Consider the following 24,283-nt stretch of genomic DNA (forward strand, 5'->3'; position numbering starts at 1 on the left):
TGTTGTTTGTTTTAAGCGGTTGGGTTTTTTATTCAAAAAAAAGCCGACTATCAAAGTCGGCTTCTTTTTCGTTATTCACTTATTTAGTACCAAAAATCTTATCGCCGGCATCGCCGAGTCCCGGGATGATGTACCCGTGCTCGTTCAGGCCCTGATCGACAGAGGCGGTGTACAGTTCAACGTCCGGGTGCGCTTTTTCCAGCGCAGCAATGCCTTCCGGCGCGGCAACCAGTACCAATACTTTGATGCTGCTGCAGCCCGCGTTTTTCAGCAGGTCGATGGTGGCGATCATGGAGCCACCGGTGGCCAGCATCGGGTCAACGACCAGCGCCATACGCTCGTCGATATTGGAGACCAGCTTCTGGAAATAGGGCACCGGCTCCAGCGTCTCTTCGTTACGGTAGATGCCAACCACGCTGATACGCGCGCTCGGAACGTGCTCCAGCACCCCTTCCATCATGCCCAGACCTGCGCGCAGGATTGGCACAACGGTAATTTTTTTGCCTTTGATCTGCTCAACCTGTACCGGGCCGTTCCAGCCTTCGATGGTCACAGTTTCGGTTTCCAGATCGGAGGTTGCTTCATAGGTCAGTAAGCTGCCAACTTCAGAGGCCAGTTCACGAAAGCGCTTAGTGCTGATGTCATGCTCACGCATCAGGCCCAGCTTGTGTTTAACGAGTGGGTGTTTCACTTCCACAATCTTCATTCTCTTTCTCCTTCGGGTGGCAGCCACAAAAAAATCGCCGGATTATACCGCTTTTTTCGGATAGCACCATACCCATCTTGCTTGACCGGGATCAACCAAAGTGAATTAGAGGCTGTCAGAGAGTATAAAAGAGACAAAAAAAACCGGCGGGGGATCGCCGGCTTTTGTGCGGATTTTCGCCCGGCGGTGCTGCGCTTGCACGGGCCTACGGTTTTGTAGGCCGGGTAAGGCGAAGCCGCCACCCGGCAGTGGGCGTTTAAAGCGACTCGCCGTTGCTGGCGATCACCTTCTGATACCAGGCGAACGACCTCTTCTTGCTGCGATTCAGCGTGCCGTTGCCTTCGTTGTCTTTATCAACATAGATAAAGCCATAGCGTTTTTTCATCTCGCCCGTTCCGGCAGAGACCAGATCGATACAGCCCCACGGGGTATAGCCCATCAGATCCACGCCATCTTCCACCACCGCTTTTTTCATCTCACGGATATGGGCGCTGAGATAGTCAATGCGGTACTGGTCATTGACCGTGCCGTCACTCTCCAACACGTCGATGGCGCCAAACCCGTTCTCGACAATAAACAGCGGCAGCTGGTAGTGATCCCAGAACCAGTTCAGGGAGTAACGCAGCCCCACCGGATCAATCTGCCAGCCCCAGTCCGATTTCTGCACATAGGGGTTGGAGACCAGGCTTTTGCTTTCGTCGTAGTCGAGCTGCGGGTTGTCCTCCGTGGCTTTGGTGGCAAACGACATGTAGTAGCTGAAGCCGATGTAATCCACGCAGCCCTGTTTCAGCGCCGCTTTATCCTCTTCGGTGATATCCAGCGCAAAACCGCGACGGGCAAAGTAGTTCAGAAGATGCTGCGGATAGGCGCCGCGCACGTGCACATCGGTGAACCAGTAGCGGCGGTGCATGGCATTCATCGCCATCATCATGTCGTTCGGGGCGCAGGTCAGGGGATAGATCGGACACATGGCGATCATGCAGCCAATTTTCAGGGACGGGTTGATGTCGCGTCCGGCTTTTACCGCCAGGGCACTGGCGACCAGCTCATAGTGCGCCGCCTGGAACATCACCGGCTCGCGATCTTCACCCGGCTGGTACTTCAGCCCGGAGTTGGTAAACGGGGCGAAATCTTCGTGGAAGTTGGCCTGGTTGTTGATCTCGTTAAAGGTCATCCAGTATTTCACTTTGTGCTGATAGCGCTCGAATACCACGCTGGCAAAGCGCACAAAGAAGTCGATCAGTTTGCGGTTACGCCAGCCGCCGTACTCTTTCACCAGGTGATAAGGCATTTCGAAGTGCGAGAGGGTGATCACCGGCTCGATGCCATGCTTCAGGCACTCATCAAACAGATCGTCATAAAACTGGAGCCCCGCCTCGTTAGGCTGCTGTTCATCGCCTTTCGGGAAAATACGCGTCCAGGCTATGGAGGTGCGGAAACATTTAAAGCCCATTTCCGCGAACAGCTGGATGTCATCTTTATACCGGTGATAGAAATCGATGGCTTCATGGTTGGGGTAGTTTTTGCCCGGCAGTACGCCGTCGGTAATTTCGCGGGGGACGCCGTGGGCGCCAGCGGTCATCACATCTGCCACGCTCGTGCCCTTCCCGCCCTCCTGCCAGCCGCCTTCAAGTTGATGCGCCGCCACTGCGCCGCCCCACAGAAAACCCTCTTTGAATCCTGACATGCAATATCCCTCATTCAGCGTTAATTATCGGCAAAAAAGAGTACAGAAACCGGTTTCAGTGAAATGATGTGCATTCAGTGGCAGGGTTGCAAGAATAAGAATGTACCCGGTTTCATTTTCGTGAACGGGTTCATGTTTGTATGCTAAGAGTCGATTTTTACTCAATTTTCAGGCGCACATTTTTCTGTTGCAGAATGGGCTCGCAAACGTTTGCCTGGACTGTTAGAATTGCGCCGATTTTTCTTATATCGCAATGCAATCGCGTGGGGACTTGAGCCGTGACCAACAAAACTTCTCTCAGCTACAAAGATGCCGGTGTAGATATTGACGCAGGTAATGCGCTGGTTGACCGTATCAAAGGGGTAGTTAAAAAAACCCGCCGCCCGGAAGTGATGGGAGGTCTGGGAGGATTCGGCGCACTGTGCGCGCTGCCGCAAAAATACCGTGAACCGGTTCTGGTCTCAGGCACCGACGGCGTGGGCACCAAGCTGCGTCTGGCGATGGATCTGAAACGCCACGACACCATCGGCGTTGACCTGGTTGCGATGTGCGTGAACGACCTGGTGGTTCAGGGCGCTGAGCCGCTGTTCTTCCTCGACTACTACGCGACCGGCAAGCTGGACGTCGACACCGCAGCCAGCGTCATCAGCGGTATCGCAGAAGGCTGTTTGCAGTCAGGCTGTGCACTGGTCGGCGGTGAAACCGCTGAAATGCCGGGCATGTACCACGGCGACGATTACGACGTGGCTGGCTTCTGCGTGGGCGTTGTCGAAAAATCAGAGATCATTGACGGCAGCAAAGTGGCCGACGGCGACGTGCTGATTGCGCTGGGCTCCAGTGGCCCGCACTCTAACGGCTACTCCCTGGTGCGCAAAATTGTTGAAGTGAGCGGCTGCGACCCTCTCACCACCGAGCTGGAAGGTAAACCGCTGGCCGATCACCTGCTCGAACCGACCCGCATCTACGTGAAATCCATTCTGGAGCTGATTGAGAATGTGGACGTTCACGCGATTGCCCACCTGACCGGCGGCGGCTTCTGGGAAAACATTCCGCGCGTCCTGCCGGATAACACCCAGGCGGTGATCGACGCATCCTCCTGGCAGTGGCCTGCGGTATTTAACTGGCTGCAGGATGCCGGTAACGTCAGCGATCATGAGATGTATCGCACCTTCAACTGCGGCGTGGGGATGGTTATCGCCTTGCCGGCAAGCGAAGTGGACAATGCCCTGGCGCTGCTGCAGGCGAAAGGTGAAAACGCGTGGAAAATCGGTATCATCAAAGCATCTGATTCCGAACAGCGTGTGGTCATTGAATGAAAAATATAGTGGTGCTCATTTCCGGTAACGGAAGTAATTTGCAGGCTATCATCGATGCCTGCAAACAGAAGAAGATCAACGGCACCCTCCGCGCAGTATTCAGTAACAAGGCCGATGCATACGGCCTTGAGCGTGCCCGCCTCGCGGGCATTGCCACGCATGCGCTCAGCGCTGCCCAGTTTGCCAGCCGCGAGGCGTTTGACCGCGAATTGGTGCAGGAGATTGACGCCTACGCCCCGGATGTGGTGGTGCTGGCCGGCTACATGCGGATCTTAAGCCCGGCGTTTGTCGCGCACTATGCCGGACGTCTGCTCAATATCCACCCCTCCCTGCTGCCTAAATATCCTGGCCTGAATACCCACCGTCAGGTGCTGGACAACGGCGATGAGGAGCACGGCACCTCGGTCCATTTCGTTACTGACGAACTGGACGGCGGCCCGGTGATCCTGCAGGCGAAAGTGCCGGTGTTTGAAGGCGACAGTGAAGAGGAGGTGACCGCCCGGGTGCAGGCTCAGGAGCACGCTATCTACCCGCTGGTGGTGAGCTGGTTCGTTGAAGGCCGTCTTGAAATGCGCGACGGCGCCGCCTGGCTGGATGGCGCGCCGTTACCCCCGCAAGGTCACGCGGCGGAAGAGTAAACTTTTGCCGGGTGGCGCTATCGCTTACCCGGCCTACAGCACCTTTTGCCCCGCCAACTCTCTATTATCCCTCAAGAAAAAATTTAACTGTCATACTTTTCTGACACAGTTGGACATATTGTGGAAATGCTCGCCATAATAAAGGCGAGACGGATTTACCACGTCCTGTGATTGAACTGGAGTGTGAGTAGTAATGGGTCAGGAAAAGTTATACATCGAGAAAGAGCTAAGCTGGTTAGCGTTCAACGAGCGCGTGCTTCAGGAAGCGGCCGACAAAAGTAACCCGCTGATTGAGCGCATGCGTTTTCTGGGGATTTACTCCAATAATCTGGATGAATTCTATAAGGTACGTTTCGCTGAACTGAAGCGTCGAATCATCATTAGCGAAGAGCAGGGTTTAAACTCGAATTCGCGTCATCTGCTTGGCAAGATCCAGTCCCGGGTACTGAAAGCCGACCAGGAATTTGACAGCCTGTATAACGAACTGCTGCTGGAGATGGCGCGTAATCAAATCTTCCTGATTAACGAGCGTCAGCTCTCGGTTAACCAGCAGAGCTGGCTGCGTCACTATTTCAAACAGTATCTGCGCCAGCACATCACCCCGATTCTGATTAACCGCGAAACCGATCTGGTGCAGTTCCTGAAAGATGACTACACCTATCTGGCGGTGGAGATTATCCGCGGCGACAGCATCCGCTATGCGCTGCTGGAAATCCCGTCAGACAAGGTGCCGCGCTTCGTCAACCTGCCACCGGAAACGCCGCGCCGCCGCAAGCCGATGATCCTGCTGGATAACATCCTGCGCTACTGCCTGGACGATATCTTCAAAGGCTTCTTCGACTACGATGCGCTGAACGCCTATTCCATGAAGATGACCCGCGATGCCGAGTATGACCTGGTGCACGAGATGGAGGCCAGCCTGATGGAGCTGATGTCATCCAGCCTTAAGCAGCGTCTGACGGCGGAGCCGGTGCGCTTTGTCTATCAGCGCGATATGCCTGATGCCATGGTTGATATGCTGCGCGAAAAGCTGACCATCTCCCGCTATGACTCCATTGTGCCGGGCGGTCGCTATCACAATTTCAAAGACTTTATCGGCTTCCCAAACGTCGGCAAGGCCAACCTGGTGAACAAGCCGCTGCCCCGCCTGCGCCATATCTGGTTTGATAAGTTCCGTAACGGCTTCGACGCCATTCGCGAGCGCGATGTCCTGCTCTACTATCCGTACCACACCTTTGAGCATGTGCTGGAGCTGATGCGTCAGGCGTCGTTCGACCCCAACGTGCTGGCGATTAAAATCAACATCTACCGCGTGGCGAAAGATTCCCGCATTATCGATGCGATGATCCACGCTGCCCACAACGGCAAAAAAGTGACCGTGGTGGTGGAGTTGCAGGCGCGTTTCGATGAAGAGGCCAACATCCACTGGGCCCGTCGTCTGACCGAAGCGGGCGTACACGTGATCTTCTCGGCCCCTGGGTTGAAGATCCACGCCAAGCTGTTCCTCATCTCCCGTAAAGAGGGTGATGATGTGGTGCGTTATGCCCACATCGGCACCGGTAACTTCAACGAGAAGACCGCGCGCATCTATACCGACTACTCGCTGTTGACCGCCGATGCGCGGATCACCAACGAGGTGCGTCGGGTCTTCAACTTTATTGAAAACCCCTATCGTCCGGTTAATTTCGACTATCTGCTGGTCTCCCCGCAGAACTCCCGTCGTCTGCTGTATGACATGATCGACCGCGAGATCGCCAACGCGCAAAACGGCCAGCCGGCCGGCATTACGCTTAAGCTCAACAACCTGGTCGATAAAGGACTGGTGGATCGCCTGTATGCCGCCTCCAGTTCGGGAGTTCAGGTTAATCTGCTGATCCGCGGCATGTGCTCGCTGATCCCCGATCTTGAGGGCATCAGTGAAAATATTCGCGTCATCAGCATCGTCGATCGCTATCTTGAGCACGATCGGATCTATATTTTTGAGAATGGCGGCGATAAACGCGTCTACCTCTCTTCCGCCGACTGGATGACGCGAAACATCGATTACCGGATTGAAGTGGCGGCACCGCTGCTCGATCCGCGGCTGAAGCAACAAATTCTTGATATTATCGACCTGTTGTTAAGTGATACTGTAAAAGCACGTTATGTCGATAAAGAACTGAGTAACCGCTATGTGCCGCGCGGCAATCGCCGTAAAGTACGGGCACAGCTGGCGATTTACGACTATATAAAATCACTCGAGCAATCCGATTAACCTATGCCGATAAACGATAAGACCCCACGACCGCAGGAGTTTGCTGCGGTCGACCTTGGTTCTAACAGCTTCCACATGGTCATCGCCCGTGAGGTGGATGGCGCAATGCAGATCATCGGTCGTCTGAAGCAGCGTGTGCACCTGGCTGACGGCCTGGATGCGAACAATATGCTCAGCGAAGAGGCGATGGAGCGCGGGCTGAACTGCCTGTCGCTGTTTGCCGAACGCCTGCAGGGTTTCACCCCGTCGAGCGTCTGCATTGTCGGAACGCATACCCTGCGCCAGGCCGCAAACGCGACGGAATTTTTAAAGCGCGCGGAAAAGGTGATCCCCTACCCTATCGAAATCATTTCGGGTAACGAAGAAGCCCGTCTGATTTTTATGGGCGTGGAACATACGCAACCTGAAAAAGGCCGCAAGCTGGTGATTGATATTGGCGGCGGCTCGACGGAGCTGGTGATCGGCGAAAACTTTGAGCCGCATCTGGTCGAAAGCCGCCGGATGGGCTGCGTCAGCTTTGCCCAACTCTATTTCCCCGGCGGGGCGATCAGCCGGGAGAACTTCCAGCGCGCGCGGATGGCCGCGGTACAGAAGCTGGAGTCCCTCGCCTGGCAATACCGTCTGCAGGGCTGGAACGTGGCGCTTGGCGCCTCGGGTACGATCAAAGCGGCACACGAAGTGCTGGTGGAGATGGGCGAAAAAGATGGCTTTATTACCCCTGAGCGTCTGACCAGGCTGATGGAAGAGGTGCTCAAGCATAAGAGCTTTACCGCCCTCAGCCTGCCGGGTCTCTCCGAAGAGCGCAAAGCGGTGTTTGTGCCGGGTCTGGCGATCCTGTGTGGCGTGTTCGATGCGCTGGCGATCCGCGAGCTGCGTCTTTCCGACGGCGCGCTGCGCGAAGGGGTACTCTATGAGATGGAAGGCCGTTTCCGTCATCAGGATATTCGCAGCCGCACCGCGCAGAGCCTGGCCAACCAGTACAATATTGACCGCGAACAGGCCAGACGCGTGCTGGAAACCACGACCCAAATGTATGAGCAGTGGGAAGCCCAGAACCCGAAACTGGCGCATCCGCAGCTGGCGGCTCTGCTCAAATGGGCGGCGATGCTGCATGAAGTGGGGCTCAATATCAACCACAGCGGGATGCACCGCCATTCGGCCTACATTCTGCAACACAGCGACCTGCCAGGCTTCAACCAGGAGCAGCAGACCATGATGGCCTCGCTGGTGCGCTATCATCGTAAAGCCGTTAAGCTGGATGAGCTGCCGCGCTTTACGCTGTTCAAGAAAAAACAGTTCCTGCCGCTGATCCAGCTGTTACGTCTGGGCGTGCTGCTGAACAACCAGCGCCAGGCGACGACGACGCCACCTACGCTGACGCTCACCACGGACGATAACCACTGGACGCTGAGTTTCCCGCATGACTGGTTTAGCCAGAATGCGCTGGTCTTGCTGGATCTGGAAAAAGAGCAACAGTACTGGAGCGCCGTCACCGGCTGGTGCCTGAAAATTGAAGAAGAGCACTCCCCGCACGTCGCCGCGTAATCTTCCCGTCAGGCGCTCATACCGAGCGCCTCACCCCTAAGCAGACTCTCCAGCGGCACAGGTTTGCCAATCAAATAGCCCTGAAAATAGTCAATGCCCAGCGCTTCAGCCGCATGGCGGATCTCTTCGCTTTCAACATACTCCGCCACCACCAGCATCTTTTTCATCCGCGCAAGATGACAGATCGAAGCGACAATCTGGTAATCCAGACTATTGCTGACGATGTTACGAATAAAGCTGCCGTCGATCTTCAGAATATCGGCATCCACGTTTTTCAAGCGCGCATAGCTGGCGTAGCCGGTACCAAAATCATCAATGGCAATCCGGCACCCCATCTGCTGCAGATGGTTGACGGTCTGCATCGCCAGCCCGGCGTTGCCGAAGCTGCTGCTTTCGGTGATCTCGAAGATGAGCTGCCAGCTCTCAATGGCATATTTTTGCAACATTCGGCTGACCTCAAGCGGCAGCTGGGCCCGGCAAACGGACGTTGGCGAAAGGTTAATGGCGAACCGCTGCCCCGGGAGCGTTTCGCGATTCTTCGCCATAAACTGAAGCGTCTTCTCCAGCACCAGCAGATCAATTCGCGACGAAAGGCCAAACTCCATGGCAACGGGCAAAAAGATATCGGGCGAGATCAGCCCGGCATCACCATTTTGCAGGCGGAGCAGTATCTCGTGATAGCTATCGCCGCGGATGCCCTGTACGGGCTGCGCCAGCAGGGTAAACTCATCTTTTTCCAGCGCCCGCTGCACGCGATTCATCATCGCAACCTTGTCTTTCAGACCGCGCTGCAGGTTGATTGCGCCCCGCTGCTGCAGGTTTTCCGGGTGGTTGGTCGCAAGAGAGAGATCCGCAATGGTACTCAGCTCACCCAGCAGCAGATAGATATGCACCACCGGTGAACGCACATAGCAGTAACTGACCCCCACCTGCGGCTGCAGCGGCATCCCATCCCAGATAAAGCGAAAGCGTTTGATGTGCAGATCCAGCTCTTCAATACGGGATTGGTGCAGCTCGGTATTTAAACGCAACACTAAATCGTGACCCGAGAGTTGATAGATGCACTCATCCGGCTGCAGATAATCATTCAGCCAGGCGGCCAGCTTCTGTTTGTACTGGATGCGCAGCAATACGCCATAGTTACGCCCCAAAACTTCCAGTTCAGGGATGCGCAAGAAACAGAGCACCGACCAGGGCTTTTTGCCCAGGGCACGATTGAGCGCCCGCAGGTTTGGCATGTGCACCACCGGGTCGAGAAACGCCAGCCGTCTGGCACGAATATTGATGGCCCGCTGACGTGTCGCCAGTACTGCCATATAGACCACCACGAAGGTAAAGACCAGATAACTGGAGGAGGTAATGGTGAGCTGAATATCGTATCCCTGTGACCAGGGGATATAGCGGTAAAAATAGTGAATAGAGACGATCAGCACTGGGGTCCAGATCAGAGACATCAGCTTATAACCGAAGCGCATCGATCCCCACAGCATGACCGGCATCAGCAGCGACAGCGTATAGTTGGTACTGAAGATGCTGCTGTTTTCGTTAATCGGCCATAACAGCAGGGCCAGTAAGGCACTGTTGATCAACACCCATAATAGGGCTTCTGCCAGCGACACTTTGCGGTCTATCTGGCTCCTAATCTGCGATATCAGGCTGCGCAGATAGCGGGGATGACGGAGGATGCGGATGATCACATAGCTGAAGGGCACCCCTGTCAGGCAGCCAACCAGTAACCCCTGATAGTTAATCAGCGAGCGGATCCCGGGAGTACTGATACCGGCCAGGTCAAACCGCGTCTGGTAAACGCCGAGGTAAACCGCGAACTGAAATAGCAGGAGAAAAATCGTGGCCGGGCAGAACATCTGCCAGAACATCCGTTGCGCGATAAGCCGTGCGTCGCCATAGGCAGTCATATTACGTCGGGGTGTGAAGACCCGATATCCGCCCCAACTGAGAGTTATAGGGATCAGGAAATGCGCAATGGCAATCGCCGTTTCGTAGTCGCCAATCGAGGGATAATAGTGCAGGAAGAGCGCAACCATAATGCCCGGCACTGCCGCCATTCCATAAAACAGCATGAGCGCGAGTAACAACGCCAGCGGCATATAGTAGAGCACCACCAGACTCCCCTCAACCTGGGTGTAGGTAGTAGCTAAGCGCGCAATGGGCAGCAGCACGATCGGCAGAAGCATCGGCAGCGCCCACCAGCGATCTTTGTATTTTTTGTATAAAGTGAAAATAGTCATAGATGCCATAGTAAACCCGCTGATCCCGGGGGTAATTCAGACAGGCATCCAACCTGACACTGTTGCCGCGCATCGAATAACGATTACACGAAGGGAATAAAAGATTTTAATTAGCAACGGCGGGTGACATTTGACTTAAATCAAAAATATTAATATCGCTCAATTAGATTCACATTTTTTGACCACACTTTTGTGCTAATTATCAATGGCGTAAATAAGTTAATTATTATACATAACATTAAGTGAGTGAGTTGTTGACGCAATTTTACATTACGATTAATTGACCCCTGCCCGCCCGTATGCCTTAATGGCGTACCGCCCGCAGGGTATTATCAGGAAAACAACAGTGAGTCAGGCCACACGTATGCGAAGACGACATCGGTTTAACACTCGGATGACGCGTATCATACTGCTAATCAGCTTCTTCTTTTTCCTTGGCCGTTTCGTCTATTCCTCTATAGGTGCCTGGTATCACCATCAGGAGAAAAAACAGGCCCAGCAATCCAGCCTCTCTGTCGATTATGCCGGGCGTTCCACATCGACAATTAATTAATCGTTTGGTTTTTATTGGTTAATTTAATTATTCTGTTGTTTGTAATAAACGAATAATTTCGCTCATTCCTTTGCTCAGTATTTTGTCCTGACGCATAACAATAGCCAGCTGGCGCTGTAATACCGGCGTAAGCGATTGTACGCATAATCCCTGTCTGTCCTGCGCGCAGGCGACCGCCATGCGGGGAATAATGCTGTACCCCAGCCCGACACGAACCATACGCTTGATCGCTTCGATGCTGCCGGACTGCATCACCGGCTGCACCTCCACGCCGCTTGCCTGGAACCAGGCGTCGATGACCGTACGCGTACTGCTTCCCGCACTAAAGGCGATAAAGGGTCGATCCTGTAGATGCTCAGCGGTCAGCATGCCGAACTGCCTCTGCTCTTCCCCGGCGGCGATATAGACAAACTCCTCATTCATCACCGGTGCGATCGAAAGCGCAGACCCGGCAGCCGGGAGTGTCACCAGCCCCAGATCGAGACGGTTCTCCTCGATAGCGCGAACAATCTCAAGGGTATTGCCGGTGGTGACGCCAACCCGCAGCAGGGGATGATCCTGACGCAGCTGCTGCAACAGAGGTGGCAGCAGATGGATGCAGGCCGTGGCACCCATTCCGAGGGTAATGGTGCCGCTCACCTCATGGCTGAAGGCCCCTATCGCGCGTATCGCCTCATCCACCGCCTGCTCGATGCGCTCGCCGTGCGTAAGTAACGTGAGCCCCGCCGCGGTGGCTTTAATCCCCCGTCCGGTTCGCTCGATTAATCGCGCCTGCAGAAACTGCTCCAGCTGGCGGATCTGCAGACTGACGGCCGGTTGCGAAAGTCCCAGCAGATCCGCCGCGGCAGAAAAACTGCCCCGCTGCACCACCAGACGAAAGGTCGCCAGCTGTCCCAGATTCAGCGTCGTCATCACAAAGTTTCTCTTATAGGAGCCATAAATGCACCGGCCTGCCAGGGTCCTGATGCAACCGATATGCTCAGCATAACGCCCTGATGGAATGAAAGATAATGAAAAACCCTGCCCTGCCCCGCGCCCTCTCCCTCACTGCCGGCTGTAACCAGCTTATCAACTGGGGGATCTCTTTTTATATGCCCGGCACCTTTGCCCGGGCGATGACGGCGGATACCGGCTGGTCGTCAGCGCAAATCTACTCGGGCCTGACGCTCGCCATGCTGGTGATGGCTGCCCTCTCGCCGTTTGTCGCCCGCTTACTGGCGTGGATCGGCGGCCAGCGCGTGGTGATGACCGGCTCCCTGCTGATCGCCTTGAGTTGTCTGCTCATGGCTTACACGCACTCGCTTATGACCTGGTACGGCGCCTGGGTGTTAACTGGCATCGGTATGCGCCTGTCGCTGTACGACGCGCTGTTTGCGGCACTGGTGAATCTCTACGGTCAGCAGGCGCGGCGAACGATCTCCCGCGTGACGCTGGCGGGCGGGCTGGCCTCGGTGGTCTTCTGGCCGCTGGGAGAGGCACTGCTCATGGTCATGTACTGGCGTGAAGCGCTGCTGATCTATGCCCTGTTCGGCCTGCTGAGCGCCGCGTTAACCCTGTCGCTACCCAATCAAACTCACCCTCTAGCCAACAAACCCGCCGCCCCTGCCGGGGGAGAGGATCGGCGCAACGGCTGGCTGTACGCCGCGTTTATCGCGCTGATCACCTTTGTCTCTAACGGCACCTCGACCCATCTGCCGGAATTTATCGCCAGCGTCGGGCTGCCGGTTGCCGTCGGCATGTTATGGGGAATTGGGCAGACCGGGGCGCGGTTCCTGGAGGTGGTGGCCGGAGCGGGACTGACTCCGCTGCGCCTGACGCTGCTCACCGCGCTTGCCATGCCGGTCTGCTTTCTGCTGGGGCTCTGCAGTACGCTCTGGCTCTGGTCAGCCGCCGGTTTTGTGCTGGGCTACGGGGCGATTAACGGGCTGGTGACCATCGTCAAAGCCACGCTGCCGTTGCAGCTGTTTGCCCCTGAAGAGTACGCCAGACGCACCGGCGTGCTGCTGATCCCGGCCCAGCTGATGGCGGCGGCTTCTCCGCTGGCCTATGCGTGGCTGAACCGGGCTTTAGGGACGATGGGGGCGATGTGGCTGTCGTGGGGGCTGACGCTGGTGATTGCCGGGCTGGCGGTGGCGATGGTGAAGGGACAGGCCGCGCGTGGGGGCCAGGGCATCCCTGCCCTGAGTGACTAAAGAACAAATCCGCCGTCAATGGTCAGGCTTGCCCCGGTCATGTAGCCGGATGACGCCCCGGCAAGCCAGGACGCCAGCGAGGCGATTTCGTCCGGCTCGCCCATTCTTTGCAACGGGATGCTACCGACGATCTGCTCCGCCATCCCGGCGGTCATATCGGTGGCAACAGGCCCTGGCTGAATGTTGTTAATGGTGATGCGCCGTGGCGCCAGATCCAGAGCGAGGTTCTGCACCATCGATGCCACCGCCGCTTTGCTCATGGCATAAACGCTGCTGCCCGCATGCCCGGTACGCACGGCGGTATTGCTGCCGATGGTGATAATTCTCCCCCCTTCCGTCATCGGCTTCACCGCCGCCTGAATGGCGAGGAAGACGCCGCGTACGTTGACCGACAGCGTGGCGTCCAGATCCGCCAGGGCATACTCCTCAATCGTTCCAGGGCGAAGCACACCCGCGTTCACCACCGCGACATCCAGCCTGCCGTAGCGGCGCAGCGTCGTATCCACTGCCGCCTGGATTGCTGCCGCATCTGCGCTGTCGGCTTCAATGGCTATCGCCTGACCGCCCTGTTGTTCAATGGTTGAGACCAGCGCCTGCGCCCGATCCGGGCGGGATACCCATGTAATGGCAACCCGGTAGCCCTCGCGCGCCAGTCGCGCCGCAGTGGCCGCTCCGATCCCGCGTGCCCCGCCGAAAATCAACGCTACTTTTTCGTGATTCATGATGGTCATTCTCCTGTTGGCTTGAGCACCCAGCCGGGTGCCTCTGCAGACACCCTGCCAGCAGAAACTCCCCTGCGCATGCGCGGAATGTATCGCACTGTATCCACGCCGCCCTGCTTACGCAGCCATACAAAAAAGCCGCCCACAGCAAACAGACCCGATACATAAAAATGGTTTTCTGTATCTGTCGTCACTGATTACCTGAAGAGGAGATACCCGGATGATGCATCGAAATGTCCTGCTCACGCTGTTCGCCTTGTCATCAGGCTGTACCTGGGCCGCACCGTTAAGCGGGCTTAGTGCGGCGGAGGTGAATGGCCCTGCTGCCGTAGCACCGCTCGAACAGCCCCAGCCTCCGGCGAAGCTGATTGTGGATCCGCCGCTGGCGGGCCCGCTAAGTAAAGGCGCGGTCTTTATTCAATACCGCGCAGAGAACATGCGCATTGAACCGGTGTTCGGGCCTGAGGCGTTGAAAGTGACGCCGCGCATCGGCCATATCCACGTCATCGTGGATGACAATCCCTGGCACTGGGCCGACGCCAGCGGTGAACCGATCATTCTGGTGGGGCTACCCGCAGGTCATCACAAGGTGACCCTTATTCTCGCTGACCCAACTCATAAACCTGTTGATCGTAAAACCATTGAATTTACCGTGCCGCCGCATGCCGCGATTATGCACTGAACGCAACCCCTGACCTATTTTTGAGGATTTAAACCATGAAAACATTACTGATTGCTGTCCTGACCTTCACTGCCGCAATGACCTCTTCCGCTTTCGCCGCCCAGGAAATTAACCAGCCTCAGGGAGAGCAAAAGATTGGCACCGTTTCCGACAGCAGCGGTGCGACGTCGCTGGCGGATCTGGAGGCAAAACTGCAGGCCAAAGCCGATAAAGCGGGCGCCAGCGCGTTTCGTATTACCTCCGCCGGGGGGAACAACACCCTGTCCGGCACCGCCGATATTTATCGCTGAGGCGTAACCATGAAAAAAGTCTCTATCCATACCGTTGCGGTGGGCCTGCTGCTGGCCGCCGCCAGCGGCTCCGCGCTGGCGAATAATAAAACCGTCGTTCTGGTGCACGGCGCGTTTGCCGACGGCAGCAGCTGGAACCGCGTGATCGACAAGCTGCAACACCAGCATACCGAGGTCATTGCCGTTCAGCTGCCGCTCACCTCGCTGAAAGAGGATGTCGCCGCAACCCAGCGCGCCATCGCACGGGCCCACAGGGATGTGGTGCTGGTAGGCCACTCCTGGGGCGGCACGGTGATAAGCGAGGCGGGTAACGATGCGCGGGTCAAAGCGCTGGTTTACGTGGCGGCGTTTGCCCCGGACTCGGGCCAGTCGACGGCGGATCTGGCGGGGAGCTACCCTGCCCCACCGGGCAGCGCAGGCATCGCCAAAACCGCGGACGGTTTTCTCTATTTGCCTGCCAAATCGGTACGTCAGGACTTTGCCCCGGACATTAATGCGGCCGAGCAAAGCACACTGGTCGCCACCCAGGGCCCGATCCGCGCAGAGGCTTTTGCAGAAAAGGTCACGCATGCGGCCTGGCACGATAAGCCGAGCTGGTATGTGGTCAGCAAGAGTGACCGGATGATCAACCCGGATCTGGAGCGGGCAATGGCGAAAGCGATTGATGCGAAAACCAGCGAGGTAGCGGCAAGCCATGTGTCGATGGTGAGTCATCCCAGGGAGATTGCCCGGGTGATTGAGCAAGCGGTGAAATGAGGCCAGCGAAAAAAAGCCCGCACGATGCGGGCTTGATTTATATGCGCTTAACAGGCGGGATTTATTCCCACTCGATCGTCGCCGGTGGCTTACCGCTGATGTCATACACCACGCGGGAAATACCGTTCACTTCGTTGATAATACGGTTGGATACGCGGCCCAGGAAGTCATACGGCAGGTGCGCCCAGTGGGCAGTCATAAAGTCGATGGTCTCCACCGCACGCAGGGAGACAACCCAGTCATACTTACGGCCATCGCCCATTACGCCTACAGAGCGAACCGGCAGGAAGACGGTGAACGCCTGGCTCACTTTGTTGTACAGGTCAGCTTTGTGCAGCTCTTCAATGAAGATCGCGTCCGCACGACGCAGCAGGTCACAGTACTCTTTCTTCACTTCGCCCAGCACGCGCACGCCCAGACCCGGCCCCGGGAACGGATGACGGTAGAGCATGTCATACGGCAGACCCAGCTCCAGACCGATCTTACGCACTTCGTCTTTGAACAGCTCGCGCAGCGGCTCAACCAGACCCATCTTCATCTCTTTCGGCAGGCCGCCCACGTTGTGGTGAGATTTGATGACGTGTGCTTTACCGGTGGCGGATGCCGCGGATTCGATCACGTCAGGGTAGATGGTGCCCTGCGCCAGCCACTTCACATCTTCCAGCTTCAGCGCTTCTTCATCGAACACTTCAACGAAGACGCGGCCAATGATTTTACGTTTGGCTTCCGGATCGTTTTCACCCGCCAGCGCGTCGAGGAAGCGCTGCTCGCCTTCCACGTGAACGATGTTCAGACCGAAGTGGTCGCCGAACATGTCCATCACCTGCTGGGCTTCGTTCAGGCGCAGCAGACCGTTGTCGACGAAGACGCAGGTCAGGTTTTTGCCGATGGCGCGGTGCAGCAGCATCGCGGTCACGGAGGAGTCAACGCCGCCGGACAGACCGAGGATCACTTTGTCGTCACCCACCTGCTGGCGGATACGCTCCACGGCGTCGTCGATGATTTTTGCTGGCGTCCACAGCGCTTCACACTGGCAGATGTCGATGACAAAACGCTCCAGCATGCGCAGGCCCTGACGGGTGTGGGTCACTTCCGGGTGGAACTGCACGCCGTAGAAGCGCTTCTCTTCGTTCGCCATGATGGCAAACGGGCAGCTCTCGGTGCTGGCAACGGTCACGAAGTCGGACGGGATAGCGGTGACTTTGTCGCCGTGACTCATCCAGACGTCGAGCAGCGCTTTGCCGTCGGCGGTCAGGGAGTCTTCGATACCGCGGATCAGGGCGCTGTCGGTCTGTACTTCAACCTGTGCATAGCCGAACTCACGCTCGTTGGAGCCCTCTACATGGCCACCCAGCTGCATCGCCATGGTCTGCATGCCGTAGCAGACGCCGAACACCGGCACACCGGCTTCGAATACATACTGCGGCGCGCGCGGGCTGTTCTCTTCGGTGGTGCTTTCCGGGCCGCCAGAGAGAATGATACCGCTTGGGTTGAATTCGCGAATCTGTGCTTCCGTGACATCCCACGCCCACAGTTCACAGTAAACGCCCAGCTCACGTACGCGACGTGCCACCAGCTGAGTGTACTGCGAACCGAAATCCAGAATGAGAATGCGATGTTTATGAATATTTTCCGTCATTGACGCTAATTCCGAGGCAAGTGAAACAAAATCGCCCGGCTTATAGCCGGGCGTGGAAATTTATCAGGAGCCCATGCGGTAGTTCGGGGACTCTTTGGTGATGGTCACGTCGTGAACGTGACTTTCCTGGATACCCGCACCGCTGATACGCACAAATTCCGCTTTGGTACGTAACAGGTCAATAGTACCACAGCCGGTCAGGCCCATACAGGAGCGCAGGCCGCCCATCTGCTGGTGGATGATCTCTTTCAGGTAGCCTTTATAGGCCACGCGGCCTTCGATACCTTCCGGCACCAGTTTGTCAGCAGCGTTGTCGGTCTGGAAGTAGCGGTCGGAGGAGCCTTTGGACATCGCGCCCAGAGAGCCCATTCCACGGTAAGATTTATAAGAACGACCCTGGAACAGTTCGATTTCGCCCGGAGACTCTTCGGTACCGGCCAGCATGGAACCCACCATTACCGCTGCCGCACCGGCCGCGATCGCTTTCGCGATATCGCCAGAGAAACGGATACCGCCGTCAGCGATAACCGGAATACCGGTGCCTTCCAGCGCTTCTACCGCGTCGGATACCGCAGTGATCTGCGGAACGCCCACGCCGGTCACGATACGGGTGGTACAGATGGAGCCTGGGCCGATACCCACTTTCACTGCGCTACAGCCCGCTTCAGCCAGGGCACGCGCGCCCGCGCCGGTTGCCACGTTACCGCCGATGATCTGCAGGTCAGGGTATTTTGCACGGGTCTCACGAATACGCTGGAGAACGCCTTCGGAGTGGCCATGAGAGGAGTCGATCAGCAGCACGTCAACGCCCGCCGCAACCAGCGCATCAACGCGCTCTTCGTTGCCCGCACCTGCGCCCACCGCCGCGCCAACGCGCAGACGGCCATGCTCGTCTTTACAGGCGTTCGGTTTACGTTCTGCTTTCTGGAAGTCTTTAACGGTGATCATGCCGCGCAGGTGGAAGCTGTCGTCCACAACCAGCGCTTTTTCAACGCGTTTTTCGTGCATTTTTGCGAAGACCACGTCGCGGGATTCACCCTCACGCACGGTGACCAGACGCTCTTTCGGGGTCATGTAAACGCTGACTGGCTGGTTCAGGTCGGTGACGAAACGCACGTCACGGCCAGTGATGATGCCCACCAGTTCGTTATCGGAGGTGACAACCGGATAGCCTGCAAAACCATTACGCTCGGTCAGCGCTTTCACTTCGTGCAGGGTGGTGGTTGGCAGAACGGTTTGTGGGTCGGTAACGATGCCAGATTCATGTTTCTTCACGCGGCGAACTTCTTCCGCCTGACGCTCGATAGACATGTTTTTATGAATAAAGCCAATGCCGCCTTCCTGAGCCAGGGCGATAGCCAGGCGCGCTTCCGTCACGGTGTCCATTGCCGCGGAGAGCATAGGAATGTTCAGGCGAATGGTCTTGGTTAACTGCGTGCTGAGGTCGGCAGTATTCGGCAGAACGGTGGAATGAGCGGGAACGAGGAGGACGTCGTCAAACGTCAGTGCTTCTTTAGCAATACGTAGCATGGGCAATATCTCTGACCTGGGTGGTTAAATATTGCCGTGGCATTATACAGAGCGTAACCGATTGCATCCACACTTTTTTATAAATAATGCTTGCGATTGCCTCTTATCAGGTTACTATCGACTGAATAACCTGCTGATTTAGAATTTGATCCCGCTCACATGTTATCCTCCCAGTCCCCCTCAATTTATACTGTTAGCCGCCTGAATCAGACGGTCCGCTTGCTGCTTGAGCAGGAAATAGGCCAGGTGTGGATCAGCGGAGAGATCTCCAATTTCACCCAGCCGGCGTCCGGTCACTGGTACTTCACCCTGAAGGACAATACCGCTCAGGTGCGCTGCGCGATGTTCCGCAACAGCAACCGCCGGGTGACCTTCCGTCCGCAGCACGGGCAGCAGGTGTTGGTTCGCGCCAGTATCACGCTGTACGAGCCGCGCGGTGATTATCAGATTATCGTTGAGAGCATGCAGCCTGCGGGGGAAGGGCTTCTTCAGCAAAAATATGAGCAGCTGAAAGCGGCGCTTTCCGCTGAGGGCCTGTTCGATCAGCAGTACAAACAGCCCCTCCCCTCCCCCGCCCACTGCGTGGGGGTGATCACCTCGAAAACCGGCGCCGCGCTGCATGACATTCTGCACGTCCTGAAACGCCGCGACCCTTCCCTGCCGGTCGTTATCTATCCGACCGCGGTGCAAGGCGATGATGCGCCGGGTCAAATTGTCCGCGCCATTGCGCTTGCTAACGCCCGTCAGGAGTGTGATGTGCTGATTGTCGGGCGCGGCGGTGGCTCGCTGGAGGATCTCTGGAGCTTTAACGACGAACGGGTGGCGCGGGCAATTTTTGCCAGCCGGATCCCGGTAGTCAGCGCCGTCGGCCATGAAACTGACGTCACTATCGCCGATTTTGTTGCTGACCTGCGGGCCCCCACACCGTCCGCTGCGGCAGAGATGGTGAGCCGTAATCAGCTCGAGCTGCTGCGCCAGCTGCAAAACGGCCAGCAACGGCTGGAGATGGCGATGGACTATTTCCTCGCCAACCGCACCCGTCGCTTTACCCAGCTTCATCATCGTCTGCAACAGCAGCACCCGCAGCTGCGCCTGGCGCGCCAGCAAACCGTGCTGGAACGTCTGCGCCAGCGGATGAACGTGGCGGTGGATAGTCAGCTTAAACGGGCGGTGCAACGCCAGCAGCGCGTTACCCAGCGCCTGAACCAGCACAACCCGCAGCCGCGTATTTACCGCGCGCAAACCCGCATTCAGCAGCTGGAGTATCGCCTTGCGGAGAATCTGCGTGCCCGCCTGAGCAGCACCCGCGAGCGTTTTGGTAATGCGGTCACCCACCTGGAAGCCGTCAGCCCGCTCTCAACCCTGGCGCGCGGCTACAGCGTGACCACGGCAACCGACGGCAAAGTGCTGAAGCAGACGAAACAGGTTAAAGCGGGGGATGTGCTTACTACCCGCCTGTCAGACGGCTGGGTGGAAAGCGAAGTGAAAGGCGTGACGCCGGCCAGGAAAACCCGCGCCCGCAAAAAGGCCTGACGCGGTTAATTCCGGGGGGCGGGACTCACCATCACCATCGCCAGCGATAACGCGGAGAAGGCCAGCAGCGCCCACGCCGCGCCGACAAATCCATACAGCTGGCCAAAGAGCACCGAGCCGATAATCTGCCCGACCGCCAGCATCAGAAAGGCAACGCTGACCCCGGCCGCAGGCGAAGGCTCCGCGACCCGCGCCCCCTGAACCAGCAGCACGCCGGATAAAATCACATATCCCGCCCCGCTCATCGCCACCACCGGTACCAGCCACCAGGCAAAGCCCTTGCTGAAGGCCAGGGCAATCAGCGACCCCGCCATAAAGATCTGCGATCCGCGATAAACCCCGCGCATGCCGATGCGTTTCGCCAGGCTGCCGGTAAATACGGCGGCCACCCCAGCCCCGCCGCTCACCAGCCACAGGATGTTGGTGGCGGCGTCCTCCAGACTGGTATGGCGCTGCAAAAGCTCGGGGCCAAAGCTCCACCAGGCGGCGCTGGCGATGCCGCTGACCAGCGCAATAGCGGAGAGCCGAATCATCCCCGGTTTATGCATCAGGCTGCGCCAGCCCGGGGTCGTTTCGCCCGCCCTTCCCGCGCGGGGCAGATAGCGCCAGACGGGAAGAAGAGAGGCTAACGCCAGCAGGGCAAAGATCGCGCAGGCAACCCGCCAGCCTCCCGGCACAAAAAACAGCACCGGCACCGACAGAATGATGCCACCGCTGGTCCCGGCATTGATAATGGTGTTCACCTGAGTTTGCCGCTCGGGGTTAACCCCGATGCTTACGGCCCCTGCCAGGGCGGGAGACGCCAGCCCCGAACTGAGGCCAGCAATGAACAGGCCCACGGCCAGCACCGGCGGCGAAGGGGCGAACGCCAGAATCAGCAGCCCGGCCGCCGCCGTTAAGGCCGCCAGAACCGCCGGCAAGCGCGGCCCGAAGCGCTCAGTGAGAGACGAGGCGAAAAAAACCGACAGGCAATAGGCCCCGTAGCTGCAGGCGGCAATCAGGCCCGCGGCCTGCGGCGAGAAAGGGATAGCCTGCCGGATATCCGGCAACATGATGCCCCATGAAAAGCGCGCCATCCCATAGGTGATAGCGATCAAGGTAAATCCTGTGATGGCCAGAGCCAGGTTTTTCTTCATGCCGTTCCTCGCGTTGGGTCGTTAAAACCTAAACCCTGCGCGCCGGGTGCGCCACTTTTTCGCCCCGCGATTTGTCCGACTTGCCTGCCGTTTTGCTGCGATGGCATACACTTAAGCTGTTGCTTTTTTCGGCATTGCCATAACAGGAGAGACGCATGACCCGAATCTATAGTGTGATCCCGCCCTATATCCTTCGCCGTATTATTGAGAGCGGCTCTGAGCCGCAGCAGCGCTGCGCTCGCCAGACCCTGACCCATGTCCAGACGCTGATGGCCCATATGCCGGGCAAACCTGTCGCACCGCACGTGAACAGACCCGGGCAGCTGGAGCGGGACATTTACGACGCCAGGCAGACCCAGGAGCTGCCGGGCACCCAGGTGCGCTATGAGGGGCAACGCTCTAACGGCGACGTGGCGGTGGACGAAGCCTACGATTATCTGGGCATCACCCATGATTTTTTCTGGAAAAACTATCAGCGTGACTCCCTCGATAACAAAGGGCTAATCCTCACCGGTACCGTGCATTATGGCCGGGAGTATCAGAACGCCTTCTGGAACGGGCAGCAGATGGTCTTTGGCGACGGGGACGGTGAGATTTTTAACCGCTTTACCATCGCCATCGACGTGGTCGCCCACGAGCTGAGCCACGGCGTCACCGAAACCGAAGCCGGGCTTATCTACTTTGAACAGTCCGGGGCGCTGAACGAGTCGTTATCTGACGTTTTTGGTGCGCTGGTGAAGCAGTATCATCTTAAGCAAACCGCCGATAAGGCCGACTGGCTGATTGGCGAAGGCCTGCTGGCAGAGGGCGTTAACGGCAAGGCTCTGCGTTCCATGTCCGAGCCGGGCAGCGCCTACGACGATCCACTGCTGGGCAAAGATCCGCAGCCGGGGCATATGGATGATTTCATTAAAACCCGTGAGGACAATGGCGGCGTTCATCTGAACTCCGGCATCCCTAACCGCGCCTTTTACCTGGCGGCCACCGCCATTGGGGGCTATGCCTGGGAAAAGGCTGGCTACGCCTGGTACGATACGGTGTGCGATCGCAACCTGGCGCAGGACGCAGATTTTGCCGCCTTTGCACGGCTGACCATCTATCACGGAGAGAAACGCGCCGGCGGCGACGTGGCGGCAGCCATTGAACAGGCCTGGAAGAGCACAGGAGTACTGTAAATGCAGATCCCGGAACTGACGGATGACGCCGTGGTTGAGCTGGCCCGCGAGGGCGGCGTCGCTTTTATTCCTAAGCTGAGCGGCCTGCGGCGTATCGCCCTCTCGGAACTGAACGAGCAGCAGCGCCAGCGGGTGGTAGCGATCCTCGACCAGGCGCTGAACCTTGGCCAGCCGCCCGGCCAGGCATCATCACCGGGGCGCGGGGATCAGCGCTATTTTCGCATCCAGATCGTCTGGACCCGGCACAACCAGGCGCAGTATACCGACGTGATCCTGCTGGTGCCGGAACAGGAAGCCCCGCCCTCGCTGGTAGATTTGTGGCGTAAGGGCGAAGACTGCGTCTGCGATTAAGCGCCGGGCAGGACGAACTCAACGCGCTTTTTCGAGATCAGGCCGTGGCCGTTCTGGCAGAAATAGTCCACCGCACCGCAGGCTTTTAACACCTCGAGCGGCTTATGGCACTCCGGGCAGCGCGCTTCCAGGGCAATATCCTGGTTGCAGTTTTCACAATGCGCCACGCCGTTTTGCGGTTCAATCTCCGCATGGCAATCCGGGCAGGTAATCGACATGATGACTCCTTGAAAGGATATTCAGTACGCTGTTGATTTTAACACGATGCGCTCAGTGGGGGCCACGTAGCTGTTGCTGTAATGTCAGCAGGCATGTTACTTCCTCCAGCCGACGTTGCGTTGTGCGGCTCACCTCCTGCGGGGCACGTTCAAACAGGCTCTGCTCCCCCAGGATATGCTCCGCCAGACAGTGGGCGTAAATCGTGCCGCCAAAACGCCAGCTCTGAACAACCTGCCCCTTATCAATGAGCTCCAGCACATCTTCCGCTCCGCGCCGGTCGTGGCTGAGGATACGGCCGTCACGCAGATAGAGCCGCAGCCCTTTTTGCCCGCCGCTCGGCCCCGCATATTTGTTGAGCCAGATATCCACCGGCACGCCGCTAATCTGCCCCTGAAGATGCGCCTCGCCTTCCGCGGTGGTCAGGTCGCCTTTAGCGATATCGCGCCCCAGCCGATCTCTGGCGGTCACCACCTGCAAGGCCAGATCCCCACTGCCGCCCAGATAGCGCACCGTTTCGCGCATCATCGCCAGTACGTGCGTGCCGATATCGAGGATCACCCCATCCGGGTGGCGAAGCGTCCGGGTATCCGGCTCGCCGGTGGCAAAGTTAAGCGCGACAGGTTCCCCCGCCGCGTTAAACCCGCTCGGCTCCTGCAAAAAGCCCTCGATCCTGACGATGTCAGAGAAGGAGCCGATCAGCCCCAGACGTATCAGATGAATGCGCGCCATCCAGTGATCGAGCGCCAGCACCCGGGAGGCCGCCTCCGGCCTCGCCAGCAGCGATGTCAGTTTTTCGGCCTGGGCAAGCGTGGCGACAATCGGTTTTTCGACCACAATCCTCGATATGGAGGAGGCCAGCGCCTGCTCAAGCACATCCAGATGGTGTAGTGATGAGGTCGTGATAAAAAGCGTATCGAGGGGGCGGGCAAGGAGGTCGTCGAGCGCAGGAGATCGGGTGATGCCTGCAAGGGTCTTTGCGGGCTGGATATCAAACCCCAGAGAGTGGAGTGAATCACCAAAGGTATTTTGTAGTGCGGGCAGGTAGGCGGTTTCAACCACCGCGCCAAGCCCGACAAATCCAATCTGCATCTGTTACCTCTTTCGTTGCAT

The 24,283-nt window shown here is 57.6% G+C and carries 22 protein-coding genes; 12 read left to right on the forward strand and 10 right to left on the reverse strand.

The window, feature by feature from the left end; genetic code table 11:
• Positions 1-79: 79 nt before the first annotated feature.
• Together upp and GNG29_RS16505 are read right to left on the reverse strand one after the other, a co-directional pair.
• Positions 80-706 carry a uracil phosphoribosyltransferase gene (gene upp, locus GNG29_RS16500; protein WP_032613066.1) on the reverse strand — a complete coding sequence of 209 codons (627 nt, stop codon included), beginning with the start codon at positions 704-706 and terminating at the stop codon, positions 80-82.
• A gap of 256 nt (positions 707-962) precedes the next feature.
• On the reverse strand, positions 963-2,393 hold the full coding sequence (locus GNG29_RS16505) for a 6-phospho-beta-glucosidase (protein ID WP_103180686.1): 1,431 nt from the start codon (positions 2,391-2,393) through the stop codon (positions 963-965).
• A 278-nt stretch (positions 2,394-2,671) separates the two neighbouring features.
• Between GNG29_RS16505 and purM the strand changes: the two genes are divergently transcribed.
• The 4 genes from purM (at position 2,672) to ppx (ending at position 8,146) form a co-directional block, all read left to right on the forward strand.
• Positions 2,672-3,709 (forward strand): phosphoribosylformylglycinamidine cyclo-ligase, encoded by a 1,038-nt coding sequence (gene purM, locus GNG29_RS16510; RefSeq protein ID WP_103180687.1) that lies wholly within the window; start codon positions 2,672-2,674, stop codon positions 3,707-3,709.
• Entirely contained in the window at positions 3,706-4,347 is a 642-nt protein-coding gene (purN, locus tag GNG29_RS16515) for a phosphoribosylglycinamide formyltransferase (protein ID WP_156655018.1), read from the forward strand. Before purM ends, purN begins: the two co-directional genes overlap by 4 nt.
• 193 nt (positions 4,348-4,540) lie before the next feature.
• Entirely contained in the window at positions 4,541-6,601 is a 2,061-nt protein-coding gene (gene ppk1, locus GNG29_RS16520) for a polyphosphate kinase 1 (protein ID WP_103180689.1), read from the forward strand.
• Between the two features lie 3 nt (positions 6,602-6,604).
• Positions 6,605-8,146, forward strand: coding sequence for an exopolyphosphatase (ppx, locus tag GNG29_RS16525; RefSeq protein ID WP_103180690.1), 1,542 nt, complete (start codon positions 6,605-6,607; stop codon positions 8,144-8,146).
• An 8-nt stretch (positions 8,147-8,154) separates the two neighbouring features.
• On the opposite strand, the gene GNG29_RS16530 is transcribed toward ppx, so the two are convergent.
• On the reverse strand, positions 8,155-10,395 hold the full coding sequence (locus tag GNG29_RS16530) for an EAL domain-containing protein (protein ID WP_156655506.1): 2,241 nt from the start codon (positions 10,393-10,395) through the stop codon (positions 8,155-8,157).
• 346 nt (positions 10,396-10,741) lie between these two features.
• Between GNG29_RS16530 and GNG29_RS16535 the strand changes: the two genes are divergently transcribed.
• Positions 10,742-10,948, forward strand: coding sequence for a YfgG family protein (locus GNG29_RS16535; protein WP_103180692.1), 207 nt, complete (start codon positions 10,742-10,744; stop codon positions 10,946-10,948).
• Positions 10,949-10,975: 27 nt separating this feature from the next.
• On the opposite strand, the gene GNG29_RS16540 is transcribed toward GNG29_RS16535, so the two are convergent.
• On the reverse strand, positions 10,976-11,860 hold the full coding sequence (locus GNG29_RS16540) for a LysR family transcriptional regulator (RefSeq protein WP_103180693.1): 885 nt from the start codon (positions 11,858-11,860) through the stop codon (positions 10,976-10,978).
• A 98-nt stretch (positions 11,861-11,958) separates the two neighbouring features.
• Between GNG29_RS16540 and GNG29_RS16545 the strand changes: the two genes are divergently transcribed.
• Entirely contained in the window at positions 11,959-13,140 is a 1,182-nt protein-coding gene (locus tag GNG29_RS16545; protein ID WP_156655019.1) for an MFS transporter, read from the forward strand.
• Here GNG29_RS16545 and GNG29_RS16550 read toward each other — a convergent pair.
• On the reverse strand, positions 13,137-13,862 hold the full coding sequence (locus GNG29_RS16550; RefSeq protein WP_156655020.1) for an SDR family oxidoreductase: 726 nt from the start codon (positions 13,860-13,862) through the stop codon (positions 13,137-13,139). The genes GNG29_RS16545 and GNG29_RS16550 overlap by 4 nt on opposite strands.
• A 220-nt stretch (positions 13,863-14,082) precedes the next feature.
• Between GNG29_RS16550 and GNG29_RS16555 the strand changes: the two genes are divergently transcribed.
• Genes GNG29_RS16555 through GNG29_RS16565 form a run of 3 tightly spaced genes read left to right on the forward strand, consistent with a single transcriptional unit; the run spans position 14,083 to position 15,590 of the window.
• Entirely contained in the window at positions 14,083-14,544 is a 462-nt protein-coding gene (locus GNG29_RS16555; RefSeq protein WP_156655021.1) for a DUF6130 family protein, read from the forward strand.
• Positions 14,545-14,579: 35 nt separating this feature from the next.
• The gene (locus tag GNG29_RS16560; RefSeq protein ID WP_156655022.1) at positions 14,580-14,834 is read left to right on the forward strand and encodes a DUF1471 domain-containing protein; all 255 of its coding nucleotides are present in this window, start codon (positions 14,580-14,582) and stop codon (positions 14,832-14,834) included.
• Between the two features lie 9 nt (positions 14,835-14,843).
• Positions 14,844-15,590, forward strand: a complete 747-nt coding sequence (locus GNG29_RS16565; RefSeq protein WP_156655023.1) for an alpha/beta fold hydrolase — start codon at positions 14,844-14,846, stop codon at positions 15,588-15,590.
• Between the two features lie 61 nt (positions 15,591-15,651).
• Here the strand turns inward: GNG29_RS16565 and guaA are convergent, their stop codons facing one another.
• Both guaA and guaB read right to left on the reverse strand, forming a co-directional pair.
• Positions 15,652-17,229: a glutamine-hydrolyzing GMP synthase gene (gene guaA, locus GNG29_RS16570; RefSeq protein ID WP_103180698.1), complete on the reverse strand. Its 1,578-nt coding sequence runs from the start codon at positions 17,227-17,229 to the stop codon at positions 15,652-15,654.
• 63 nt (positions 17,230-17,292) lie between these two features.
• On the reverse strand, positions 17,293-18,759 hold the full coding sequence (gene guaB / locus GNG29_RS16575) for an IMP dehydrogenase (RefSeq protein WP_156239545.1): 1,467 nt from the start codon (positions 18,757-18,759) through the stop codon (positions 17,293-17,295).
• Between the two features lie 159 nt (positions 18,760-18,918).
• Here guaB and xseA point away from each other — a divergent pair, with 159 nt between their 5' ends.
• Positions 18,919-20,292: an exodeoxyribonuclease VII large subunit gene (xseA, locus tag GNG29_RS16580; protein ID WP_156655024.1), complete on the forward strand. Its 1,374-nt coding sequence runs from the start codon at positions 18,919-18,921 to the stop codon at positions 20,290-20,292.
• 5 nt (positions 20,293-20,297) lie between these two features.
• Here xseA and GNG29_RS16585 read toward each other — a convergent pair whose 3' ends face one another.
• Entirely contained in the window at positions 20,298-21,428 is a 1,131-nt protein-coding gene (locus tag GNG29_RS16585; protein WP_156655025.1) for an MFS transporter, read from the reverse strand.
• A 155-nt stretch (positions 21,429-21,583) separates the two neighbouring features.
• Between GNG29_RS16585 and GNG29_RS16590 the strand changes: the two genes are divergently transcribed.
• Positions 21,584-22,603 (forward strand): M4 family metallopeptidase, encoded by a 1,020-nt coding sequence (locus GNG29_RS16590; protein WP_156655026.1) that lies wholly within the window; start codon positions 21,584-21,586, stop codon positions 22,601-22,603.
• Positions 22,604-22,954: a protealysin inhibitor emfourin gene (locus GNG29_RS16595; protein ID WP_103180702.1), complete on the forward strand. Its 351-nt coding sequence runs from the start codon at positions 22,604-22,606 to the stop codon at positions 22,952-22,954.
• Here GNG29_RS16595 and GNG29_RS16600 read toward each other — a convergent pair.
• Positions 22,951-23,172 carry a zinc ribbon domain-containing protein gene (locus GNG29_RS16600; protein ID WP_103180703.1) on the reverse strand — a complete coding sequence of 74 codons (222 nt, stop codon included), beginning with the start codon at positions 23,170-23,172 and terminating at the stop codon, positions 22,951-22,953. The two genes, GNG29_RS16595 and GNG29_RS16600, sit on opposite strands and share 4 nt — an antisense overlap.
• 52 nt (positions 23,173-23,224) lie before the next feature.
• Complete coding sequence (locus GNG29_RS16605) at positions 23,225-24,262, reverse strand: Gfo/Idh/MocA family oxidoreductase (protein WP_103180704.1); 1,038 nt, start codon at positions 24,260-24,262, stop codon at positions 23,225-23,227.
• Between the last annotated feature and the right edge of the window lie 21 nt (positions 24,263-24,283).

It is taken from the genome of Leclercia sp. Colony189 (genome assembly GCF_009740165.1).
Classification (GTDB): Bacteria; Pseudomonadota; Gammaproteobacteria; order Enterobacterales; family Enterobacteriaceae; genus Enterobacter.